This is a genomic window from Longimicrobiales bacterium (genome assembly GCA_035764935.1).
Classification (GTDB): Bacteria; Gemmatimonadota; Gemmatimonadetes; order Longimicrobiales; family RSA9; genus DASTYK01.
Map to the genome: position 1 here is coordinate 22,195 of DASTYK010000041.1, position 11,095 is coordinate 33,289.

8 protein-coding genes are annotated in these 11,095 nt (G+C 68.2%); 6 read left to right on the top strand and 2 right to left on the bottom strand.

Translation table 11 applies throughout. The annotated features are described in order from the left end of the window. Window positions 1–13 precede the first annotated feature (13 nt). Window positions 14–2,473: an outer membrane beta-barrel family protein gene (locus VFU06_03130; protein HEU5208380.1), complete on the bottom strand. Its 2,460-nt coding sequence runs from the start codon at window positions 2,471–2,473 to the stop codon at window positions 14–16. Window positions 2,474–2,815: 342 nt separating this feature from the next. Here VFU06_03130 and VFU06_03135 point away from each other — a divergent pair, with 342 nt between their 5' ends. The 6 genes from VFU06_03135 to VFU06_03160 all read left to right on the top strand — a co-directional run bounded on the left by VFU06_03135 (window position 2,816) and on the right by VFU06_03160 (window position 10,844). Continuing rightward, window positions 2,816–6,034: a DPP IV N-terminal domain-containing protein gene (locus VFU06_03135; GenBank protein HEU5208381.1), complete on the top strand. Its 3,219-nt coding sequence runs from the start codon at window positions 2,816–2,818 to the stop codon at window positions 6,032–6,034. Between the two features lie 119 nt (window positions 6,035–6,153). After that, window positions 6,154–7,698, top strand: a complete 1,545-nt coding sequence (locus tag VFU06_03140) for an FAD-dependent oxidoreductase (GenBank protein HEU5208382.1) — start codon at window positions 6,154–6,156, stop codon at window positions 7,696–7,698. Beyond that, complete coding sequence (gene folE, locus VFU06_03145) at window positions 7,695–8,318, top strand: GTP cyclohydrolase I FolE (GenBank protein HEU5208383.1); 624 nt, start codon at window positions 7,695–7,697, stop codon at window positions 8,316–8,318. The genes VFU06_03140 and folE overlap by 4 nt, the downstream gene beginning before the upstream one ends. Before the next feature lie 114 nt (window positions 8,319–8,432). Further along, window positions 8,433–9,404 (top strand): peptidoglycan recognition family protein, encoded by a 972-nt coding sequence (locus VFU06_03150; protein ID HEU5208384.1) that lies wholly within the window; start codon window positions 8,433–8,435, stop codon window positions 9,402–9,404. A gap of 61 nt (window positions 9,405–9,465) precedes the next feature. Beyond that, window positions 9,466–10,317: a DUF6544 family protein gene (locus VFU06_03155; GenBank protein ID HEU5208385.1), complete on the top strand. Its 852-nt coding sequence runs from the start codon at window positions 9,466–9,468 to the stop codon at window positions 10,315–10,317. Then, a complete protein-coding gene (locus VFU06_03160; protein ID HEU5208386.1) occupies window positions 10,314–10,844 on the top strand; it encodes a restriction endonuclease in 531 nt (176 codons plus the stop codon). The genes VFU06_03155 and VFU06_03160 overlap by 4 nt, the downstream gene beginning before the upstream one ends. Before the next feature lie 41 nt (window positions 10,845–10,885). On the opposite strand, the gene VFU06_03165 is transcribed toward VFU06_03160, so the two are convergent. Beyond that, on the bottom strand, window positions 10,886–11,095 hold a 210-nt coding region (locus tag VFU06_03165), incomplete at its 5' end, for a hypothetical protein (protein HEU5208387.1).

The following is an 11,095-nucleotide window of genomic DNA, read 5'->3' on the forward strand; positions in this document are numbered from 1 at the left end:
TCGTACCAGCCGCTCAACGCACCCGGATCGTTTCCCCCTGCTGCTGTTCGTCCGGGCCGGTCCTGCGGCTCTGCTGTTCGGGCGGCTTGCCGAAGTTGAACGTGAGGCCGACGCTCACCATCCGGGAGCTGAAGCTCGAGCGGCTGACCTGGACGTGCGTGGCATCCCGCGTGGAGCTGTCGTAGCTGTAGAGGTTGAGCGGATCGCTCACGCTGAGCGATATGCTGCCCTTGTTGCCGAACATCTGCTGGCGCAGCGAGATCGACGTGAACAGGTAACCGGACGCGCGTCCCTGCAGGATCGACTGCTGCGGGAAGTAGTTCGCGTACATCTGCGAGGTGAGAGACTCGCGGATCTTCACGCCGACATTGCCGCCGAGCGACCAGAGGAACGCGGCGCGGCGATGCTGCCCGGCGATGTTGCTGCCGTCGCGCTCGTCGCGGTAGACGCTGAACGACGTCGAACCGGTCACGCGACCGGAGGGCGGCAGCGAGATGGTGAAGCTGGAGCCGTACGCCTTGCTCGACGCTGCGTTCTCCCAGCGGGACGTTGCGACGCCCTCCTCATCCACCGTCCGGATGCGCTCCCAGACGTCCGTCGAGTAGCGGTAATACGGCGCGATGCGCAGCGTGCCGAGCCTGCCGGTGATGCTGCCGTCGAGTGTGATCGACTGCGTGTGGCTCGGGCGCAGGTTTGGATTGCCCGCGTAGCGGTTCAGCGGATCGGTCACGGGAACTGCGGGATCGAGGTAGTAGGGGTGCGGCCGGTTGATCCGCTTCGAGTAGAGCAGTCGGAGCGTGCGCCCGGGCTTCGGCGTCCAGGACAGGTTCGCACTGGGGAAGAGCGTGTTGTAGGGACGGTCGAACTCGTCACCGGTCACGAGCGAAAGGAACTCCGTCTCGGCGCGCTCTGCACGCAGCCCTCCCTGGATGCCGAACTGCCCGAACGTGCGTGCCCACGTCCAGTACAGTGAATGGAAGATCTCCTCGAAGTCGAAGCCTGACGCTGCGCGCGTAGAGGGGACGTCGTCGTCGGGCGATGCGTAGATGCGCAGCAGGTTGTCGCCGTTCTGCGTTCGCTGCCAGGCCTTGTAGCCCAGATCGACGCGGCCGCCGAAGAGCGGTGCAAAGTAATCGGCCTGAATGGAGAGCTGCCCGTCGCCGACGTCCTGGTCGTTGTCCGTGATCTCGTCGGTCAGGTCCGCCGGCTCACCGTTCTGCACGTGCATGTGGCGGGTCATGAAGATCTCGCTCTCGTGCCCACCATTGGTCCAGCGTGCGTCGATGGTCAGCTCGCGCTTCTGCTGCTCGAACACCTGCTTGAAGCCGGCGCCGATGTTGTAGCTGTGCCAGCCCTGGCTCTCGTCGGAGAGCCGGTCGTAGCGTTCCAGCTCGACGTGGCCCTCGTTGAAGATGTCGTAGCCGGTCACGCCGCCGCCGCTGCCGCTGCTGCTGTACATCCATGCGTTGGACCACAGTGTCGCCTGCGCACCGACCTTCAGCTCCGCCGTCCAGTCGAGGTTCCAGCCGCGTGAGCGATTGTCCCGCGTCGCATTCTGTTCGACGACCGTAATCGGATCCGCCAGCAGGTTCTCGCGGCGATCGTAGGACGTGTACTCCATGCCGTAGCGGTTCACGCCACCGCCGGCGAAGAGCGTGAGGCCACCGCGCTGGTAGTTGAGCCGCCCGCTCAGGAACTGCCGGTTGCGTGTCGATGCGTTCGCGGAGAGGCTGCCGCTGAGACCCAGGTCCAGGTCGTCCTGCAGCACGATGTTGACGATGCCGCCCATGCCCTCCGGATCATGACGTGCCGAAGGGTTCGGCATCACCTCGACGCGCTCGATGCGATTGCCGGGAAGCTGCTCGAGAAAGTTGGCGAGCTGCTCGCCGCGCAGCGGCGCGGGCCGGCCGTTGATGTGGATCGCGACCGGACGATTGCCACGCAGCTTCACGTTGTTGTCGACGTCGATCTCGAGCTCCGGGACCGCGCGCAGCACGTCGATGCCCGTGCCTGTCTCAGCGACCGGCATCGCAGCGGTGCCGTAGATCGTGCGATCCGCCTCGATGATGACACCCGAGCGTTCCGCCTCTGCGACAACGGCGTCGAGTGCGACAGCGCTCACCTCCAGGTCGATCGTGCCCAGGTCGGCCGTGCTCGAGGCTGCAGTCAGCGAAATCGTTTCACTGTTCCGGGACTTGAACCCGATGAAGCTGACGCGAATGCGGTAATCACCGAGGGGCAGCGATTCCAGGACGAAGCCGCCACTGGCTTCGGTCAGCACACCCGTGACCACGGTGGAGTCCTCAGCGCTTCGGAGCGTGATGGTGACGCCGGCGAGGGGAGTCGAGTCGGCGTCGACCACGGTACCGGTGATGCGGCCCGGTCCGCCGACCTGCGGGAGGTCCTGGGCCGTCAGTGCTTGCGGGAGCGCGCCGCACAGCAGCAACGCAGGGAGAAGGAGAGCCGATTTCATGACGCCATCGCTGCGCGTGTTGACGACCGCAGGCTGCCATGGCACAGGGAAATCCTGCTTCCGCGCGCGCCGCGACAGTGCATACTTGGAATCAGTGACGGGGAATGGCCCCATCGGGAATGGCAGGCAAAGGAAAGCTGCCGCTGGAGGATGAGCGGCGCAAGGATCATCATCGTCGGTACCGACGCGGAAGGTGTCGTACTGCGCCCGATCAGCCGCACCGCTCGATATAGCAGCAGCGATCCATGGCATGCCCCCTCTCTCACCATGAGCTTGCGAGGCGCGCCCCGGCGGCCGATATCTTCGCACGATCCCGACGCTCTCCCGAACGCCCGGAACATCATGCGACGCAATCCGCACTCGTTCTCCCTGCTCGCGCTGCTCGCCCTTCTGCCAGCGGCTGGAGCATCGACACCGACGCACGCCCAGTCAGCCGCCGACGTGACCCCGCGCCGCGCCCTCGCCCAGCCTGCACTGTCACCCGACGGCGCGGAGGTGGCATTCGTGTCCGGTGGCGATATCTGGGCGGTCCCGTCCAACGGCGGAACAGCTCGCCTGCTGGTGAGTCACGAGGCGACGGAATCGCGGCCGCTCTACTCGCCGGATGGACGCCAGCTCGCGTTCGTCTCGAATCGCGGTGGCAGTGACGACCTGTTCGTGCTCGAGCTCGAGACCGGCGCAGTCAACCGGCTGACGTGGAGTGATGCCGCGGAATCGCTCGATACCTGGTCGCACGACGGACAGTGGCTGTACTTCACGACCACCGCGGGCGACATCGGTGGCATGACGGACGTGCAGAAGGTGAGCATTGCGGGTGGCACGCCGGTTCTCGTGTCCGGCGATCCGGCGACGCCCGAGTACTTCGCTGCGCCGTCGCCCGACGGCCGCGCGGTTGCGATGAGCGCCCGCGCGCGCATGGGCTTCTCGCAGTGGTGGCGCAACGGCCACAGCCACATCGATGAAGCCGAGCTCTGGCTGCTGGATGCGACGGGCTCGTCGTACACGCGCGTCTCGGAGCCGGGCACCAAGAACCTCTGGCCGCTATGGGCCGATGGCGGCCGCGCGCTCGTGTTCATGTCGGACCGCAACGGTGCGGAGAATCTGTGGATACAAGCCCTGGCCGACGGTTCCGCGCGACCACTCACGACGTTCACCAGCGGTCGCGTCCTCTGGCCGTCACTCGGCAACAGCGGCAACACGGTCGTCTTCGAGCGCGACTTCGGCATCTGGCGCCTCGACCTCGCGCCAGGCGCCGAGCCGCGACCACTGCAGATCACGCTGCGTGGTGCCGCGCAGGGTCCGACGACGGAGCATCTCACGCTGTCTTCCGGCTATTCCGACCTCGCCCTGTCGCCCGACGGAAAGAAGATCGCGTTCGTCGCGCGCGGCAACGTGTTCGCGGCGCCGGCCGATGCGAGTGCGCCCGCGCAACAGGTCACGGCGACGCCCGCACCGGAGGAAGATGTCACCTGGGCACCGGACTCGCGGCGCATCGCGTACACGTCACGGCGGGACGGCACGCCGCGTGTGTACGTCTACGACTTCGGCAGCGGCGAGGAACGCGCGATCGGTTCCGGTGAAGCCGTGCAGGCGACGCCGCGCTTCTCACCCGACGGCAACCGCCTCGCCTGGGTGCGCGACGGCCGGGAGCTGATCGTCGCTGACCTGCAGAACGGCAGCGAGCGCGTCGTCGCGACCGGTCACATGTGGAAGGCGCCGTTCACGATGGCGCGGCCGCTTGCCTGGTCGCCGGACGGTCGCTGGCTCGCGTACTTCGCGACCGACGCCCGGATGTTCACCCACGTCCATGTCGTCCCGGCCGACGGCTCGCAGCCTGCTCAGCGCATCAGTCAGCTCGCGAACTCCTTCGCCGGCAGCCTGGCCTGGGCGCCGGACGGAACCGCCCTGTACTTCGATACGCAGCATCGCACGGAGAACGGCCAGATCGCGCGCATCGATCTCGTTGCCCGCACGCCGGAGTTCGTCGAGTCCCGGTGGCGCTCCCTTTTCGAACAGGAAACGCCCGGCGAAAGCAATGACACGGCCCGCACACGCCGCCCGCAGTCGCAGAGCGACGCCGCAGTCGACTCCGTCGTCGTAGAGATCGAGCTCGACGGGATCCACCGCCGGCTCGAGCTGCTGCCGCTCGGCGTGGATGCGGGGCCTCTCACCTTCGCACCCGACGGCAAGACTGTCGTCTTCCAGGCGAGCGCCGAGGGACAGACCAACCTGTACTCGTTCTCGCTCGACCCACTCGCCGATGAGCGCCCGGTCGCGAAGCAGCTCACGTCGACGCCGGGTAGCAAGGGCCTGGCGCACTTCACGCCGGACGGAAAGACCATCTTCTATCTCGACCGTGGCCGGGTTCAGTCCGTCGGAATCGATGGGCAGAACGCTAAACCGGTGGCCGTGAACGCCGAGATGGACGTCGACTTCGATCGCGAGAAGCTGGAGGTGTTCGACCAGGGGTGGAGCTACCTCCGCGATCACTTCTACGATCCGGAGATGCACGGCAGCGACTGGGACGAGGTGCGCGCGCGCTTCGCACCGTACGTCGCAGGCGCAGAGACACGCCAGGAGCTCGAGCGACTGATGAACCTCATGGTCGGCGAGCTGAACGCATCACACCTCGGGCACAACGAGCCGACCGGACGCAGTGCCGAGACAGGACGCATCGGCGTCAACCTGGAACCCGGTCCTCTCGAGCAGGGCCTTCATCGCGTTACGTCGCTGGTCCCTCTCGGGCCGGCGGAGGTCGGCGGCGTGCGAGCCGGCGATTACATCCTCGCCGTGAACGATCAGCCGCTGCGCGCTGGCGAGAACCTGGACCGGCTGCTCGAGCGCACCGTCGGCGATCGCGTGGAGCTGCGCGTGGCCACGAACCCCGACGGCCGTGAAGCACGCACCATCGTGGTCAAGCCTGTCTCCACGTCCGCCGAAGGCGGGCTGCGCTACCGCGAATGGGTCGAGCGCAACCGCGCATACGTGCACGACGTCAGCAACGGCAGACTCGGCTACGTCCACATGGCCGACATGGGCTGGCCATCGCTGCAACAGCTCATTGTCGATCTCGACGCCGAAAACTTCGGACGTGAGGGCGTCGTCATCGACCTGCGCGGCAACCGCGGTGGCTTCGTCAACGCGTATGCACTCGATGTGTTCGCGCGACGCGGCTACATCACGATGGAGATCCGCGGCTTCCCCACCGCACCGGCACGCAGCATCCTCGGCCAGCGCGCGCTGGAGGCACCGACTGCCCTCGTCATCGACCTGAACAGCCTGTCCGATGCGGAAGACTTCACCGAGGGCTACCGCGCCCTCGGCCTCGGACCCATCATCGGAGAGCCGACCGCCGGCTGGATCATCTACACCTGGAACCTCCAGCTCGTCGACGGCTCCTCGTTCCGGATGCCGCGCAGTCGCATCCGCGGTGCCGCCGGCGACGACATGGAATTGTATCCGCGCCCCGTGGACGTGCATGTCGCCAGGCCGCTGGGCGAGGGCCTGAGCGACGGGGACCGGCAGCTGGATGCTGCGGTGCGCGCGCTGCTCGGCGGGTGACCCACGCGGGATCGGTTCCCTGCAACCGCCGGCTTCGGTCACCTATTTGTCAATATGTTGCTTGACAAATCCGACGCGGCAGCATACTCATCCGAGGTACACGTGCATCGGAGGTGAGGATGGCGGAGGGTGGCGGAGCGAACACGGGGGTGGATCTGCAGGACGGCGTACCGCTGGGCGCGCTGGCGGAGGGGGTCCCGCTGGCAGGGCACCTGGGCGAAGAGGCGATCCTGCTCGTGCGGCGGGGCGACACGGTGCATGCGATCGGCGCGACGTGCACGCACTACGGCGGGCCGCTGGCGGAGGGGCTGATCGTCGGGGACACGGTGCGCTGTCCGTGGCACCACGCGTGTTTCTCGTTGCGGACGGGCGAGGCGCTCGGTGCGCCGGCGCTGAACCCGGTGGCGACCTGGACGGTCGAGGTGCGCGACGGCCGCGCCTTTGTCGGCGGCAGGCAGGAAGCAGCGCCGCTGTCGTCGCGGGGCCGCCGCTCGGACGTGCGCGGTCCCGTGGTGATCGTCGGCGCGGGGGCCGCGGGCAGTGCGGCGGCGGAGTGGCTGCGTCGCGAGGGGTTCGTCGGCGACATCGTGCTGGTGGACCCGGATCGTGACGCGCCGTACGATCGGCCGAACCTGTCCAAGGACTATCTGCAGGGGACAGCACCGGAGGAATGGATCCCGCTCCGGCCTGCCGGCTTCTACGAGGAGCACCGGATCGAGCGCGTGAGCGATGCGGTAAGCCGCATCGACCGTGAGCGGCGAGTCGTACTGTTGCAGTCGGGTGTTTCCCTGCCCTACGCGGCGCTGCTGCTCGCAACCGGCTCGACGCCGCGGCGCCTGGACGTTCCTGGTGCGGACCGTGAGCACGTGCACACGCTGCGCTCGCTCGCGGACAGCCGCAGCATCATCGCGCGGGCCGAAAAGGTCGGCCGTGTGGTCATTGCGGGCGCCAGCTTCATCGGAATGGAAGTGGCGGCTTCGCTCCGGCAGCGCGGGCTGGACGTCTCCGTCGTCGCACCGGACCGGCTGCCCTTCGAGCGCACGCTGGGTGAGGAGCTGGGCAACCTTCTGCTCGATGTGCACCGCGGGCATGGTGTGCAGTTCCGGCTCGGCCGCACGATCGCGCGTATCGAGGATGCTTCGGTCGTGTTGAGCGACGGCGAGGAGCTGGGAGCGGAGCTGGTGATCGTGGGTGTGGGAGTGGATCCCGACGTGAGGCTTGCGACCGAGTCGGGCCTCGACGCAGACAACGGCGTTCTCGTGGACGAGTACCTGCGCACGTCGGATCCGCACATCTACGCGGCCGGCGACATCGCGCGCTGGCCGGATGCGCGCACCGGGCGTCGCATGCGGGTGGAGCACTGGGTCGTCGCGCAGCGGCAGGGTCAGGCGGCAGCGCGCAACATCCTGGGGCTGGCTCAGGCCTGGACGGATGTCCCGTTCTTCTGGACCACGCAGTTCGACGCCAGCGTGCGGTACGTGGGGCATGCGCCCGGCCTGGACGGTTTGCGTGTCGAGAGCACGTCGGACGGCGATGGCCGCGCGTTCCGCTACATCGAGGGGAACACGCTGCATGCGCTCGCAACGGTCTCCCGTGACATGCTGAGCCTGGAAGTGGAAGCGGACATGGAGAGCGAGTCGCGAGCCGCGGCGGGTGCGCGATGAGCGTCGACGTCGTCGCCGCGCTGCGGCCGGGTGCGAATGGCACCGCGCCGGACGCGCCTGCGGACCGTACGCAGCGCGCCGCGGAGCTGATCCACGAGCTGCTCACGGTCCTGGGCGAGGATCCGGAACGCGAGGGGCTGCGCAGCACGCCGGAGCGTGCGGCGCGTGCACTGCAGTGGCTCACGCGCGGCTATGCGAGCTCGGCGGAAAAGGTCGTGGGCAGCGGCGTGTTCGAGGAGCGCCACGACTCGATGGTACTGGTCCGCAGCATCGAGCTGTACTCGCTGTGCGAGCATCACATGCTGCCGTTCTACGGGCAGGCACACGTCGCCTACATCCCGAACGGCCGGATCATCGGACTTTCCAAGCTGGCCCGGATCGTCGACGTGTTCGCGCGCAGGCTGCAGGTGCAGGAGCGGCTGACGGACCAGATCGCCGATGCACTGGAATCCGTGCTGCACCCGCGGGGCGTGGGTGTCATCATCGAGGCGCGCCACCTCTGCATGATGATGCGGGGCGTGGAGAAGCAGAACTCGATGACGCTGACGAGCGCGCTGCGCGGCTCGTTTGCGGACTGCCAGATGACCCGCGACGAATTCCTCCGGCTGGCGACGCGGTAGACGGTCCGACAGGGTGTGTCCGGCATCGTGGATACTGGCGCCGACGGGGAGACGTTCGACGAGCCTGCCCTCCTGGACAGTGCGCCTCCTGCCGCCGGCTGTTAGTGTCCATCCATGAGCGAAGCCATTCGAACCCGGACACACTCCCCGCTGCTGCTGGCGGCCGCAGTGCTTGCGGGCTGTACGACGCGCGCCCCCGCGGCGAGCCCTGCTGCCTACGAGCACGAGCTGCCGCCGTCGGCGATACCACACGCGTCGTGGGACGCTACGCCGCCGCTCGGTCATGCGGCCGACGCGACGCGGCGCAACCTGCGCGCGGGCGATGAGCTCGCCTTCCGCGACATGACGGTGAGTGTCCTGGCGACGAGCGTCGATTCCACGAGCGACTCGGATCCTGTTGACGTCGTGCGGCTGCGGCTGGCGCAGGACGGTGCCACCGAAGAGCGCACCGTTCACGAAGGTGCGGCGTTCAACTGGAACGGCTACCACGTTGCGGTGGTCGCGGTCTACGGCCCGGGCGAGCTCGGTGCCGGCCTCGTCGCGCTCGAGCTAGCCACGCTGGCCTCGCTGCCCCCGGCGGTTGCGCAGTCCGCAGTCGCGGGCGGTGCCGAGCTGCGGTTGCGGATACCGCACCGCATCACGCACGTGACGCTGCACCACAGCGGCAGTGCCGAGCCACTGCGTCCGTCGGATGACCCCGTCGCGAAGCTGCGTGGCCTCCAGTCCTGGGGCGCCTCGGACCGCAACTGGTGGGACGTGCCGTATCATTTCCTGATCGACCTGTCGGGACGCGTCTACGAGGGCCGCGACTGGCGCTACATGGGCGAGACCAACACCGACTACAACCCGGCGGGCCATTTCCTGATCAGCGTGATCGGCAACTACGGCCTGCAGGAGCCCACCAAGGCGCAGATCGAAGCGATCGCGGATCTCATGGCTTGGGCCGTGGAGCGTTTCGACGTGCCGCTCGACCGGATCGGCGGTCATTACGATTACGCGCAGACGAGCTGTCCGGGCGAGCACCTGCGCGCACTGCTGGAGGACGGCACGTTCCGGAGGCTGGTAGAGGAGCGGCTGGGGTCCTGACGGGGCGCAGGTATTGCGTCGCGAGCGAGTGCAGCGACACACCCGCCTGACGGAGACGCACGTGAAGCGCTGGAAGACGTTTGCCGGTGCCGCAGTGGGTACGGTACTGGCCGGTGGTGCGGCTGCGGTGGGTGCCGGGCGTGCGGCCTGGTACCGTCAGACGGCACGTGCGCTCGCACGGCTGCGTGGCGCAGCGCATGCCGGCCCGCAACAACCGCCACTCACACACGAACAGCTCGATGCGCTGCCCGGACCCGTGGCGCGGTACCTGAAGATGGCGCTCCCGGACGGGCTCGAGCGGCCGGCCGTCGTGCGTGTGGTGTGGAGCGGCCACTTCCAGAGCCGGCCCGCGGGCGGGTGGGCGCCCTTCGACGCCGTGCAGACGTTCACGACGGTGCCGCCGGGGTTCGTGTGGGACGCATCGATCCGCATGCTGCCGCTGCTGCCCGTCCAGGTCCGCGACAGCTACATCGCGGGTGGCGCCACGATGAACGGGCGCATGGCCGGCATCCTGCCCGTGGTCAACGAATCCGGCAACGAGGAGCTCGCGCAGAGCGCGCTCACCCGCTGGCTCGGCGAATCCGCGTGGTTCCCGGCAGTGCTTGCGCGCGAGCCGGTCACGTGGGAAGCCGTGAGCGAGCACGTGGCCCGCGCCACGGTCACGGACGGCGCCGTGCAGGCATCCGCGGAATTCCATTTCAATCCGACCGGTGAGATCAGCCGCTTGACCGCCGAGCGTCACCGCTCGGTGGACGGCAGGAACGTGCTGACGCCCTTCGAAGGCAGGTACTTCAGCTACATCCGCTGGAACAGGGTGATGGTGCCTGCGCGGGCGGAAGTCGCCTGGCTGCTCCCCGAGGGGCGCTACCCCTACTGGCGCGGCACGGTCGAGCGCATCGAACACGAGCAGTGAGCAGCAGGTTCGCGCTGACAGCCGACGACTGCGAGATCCTCGTCGTGCGTGAGCTGCGGCGCGCGGGGATCGAGCCATCCGGGCTGCGCCGCAGGAGGGGCTCGTACGAGCCGTCCAGCGACGGCTGGCGCTTCGAGCTCGCAGGTGCCCTCGAGGCCTACGGCCGCAGGTGGAGCGCGTGCGTGGCGTGTCGCAACATTGCGGGCCAACTCGGCACAGCCGACGTGGATGACGCACGCCTGCGTGCTGACCACGCGAATGCGCGCAGTGCGCTGCTGTTCACCACCGGCTCCTTCCAGGCGGACGCAATCGAGCGCGCCCACGAGCTGCGCGTGGCGCTGTTCGAGATCGTCGACGCACAACCCGCACTGCTTGCTGCCGGCCTGATCCAGCCGGGACCACTGCCCGCCTGGGTACCGGAGTTCACCGCGGAGCTGATCACGCACGACGATCGCGGCGTGCGACGTCGCCTGCTGGAAGCGAACGAGCCGGAAATGATCCTGCGGGAGCTGCGCCGGCTGCACTGACCCGGGAGTGCCGGCACGCGGCTCCCGGAGATCCGATCCCCTTACGACGCCGGCTCGAGCTCCGCGATCCCCTCGACCGCACGTGTTTCACCGCTCGCGCGGATCCGTTTCCGCACTTCGACATTGCGGCGCATGATCTCCGGGTCGCGCCAGGGTCGCTCGTGGTGCAGGTGCAGCACGGGGGCGCGGTGCCGGATGCGCAGCGGCATCACGCCCAGATTCTCCAGCCGATCCCCCAGCGCAGCATCCTC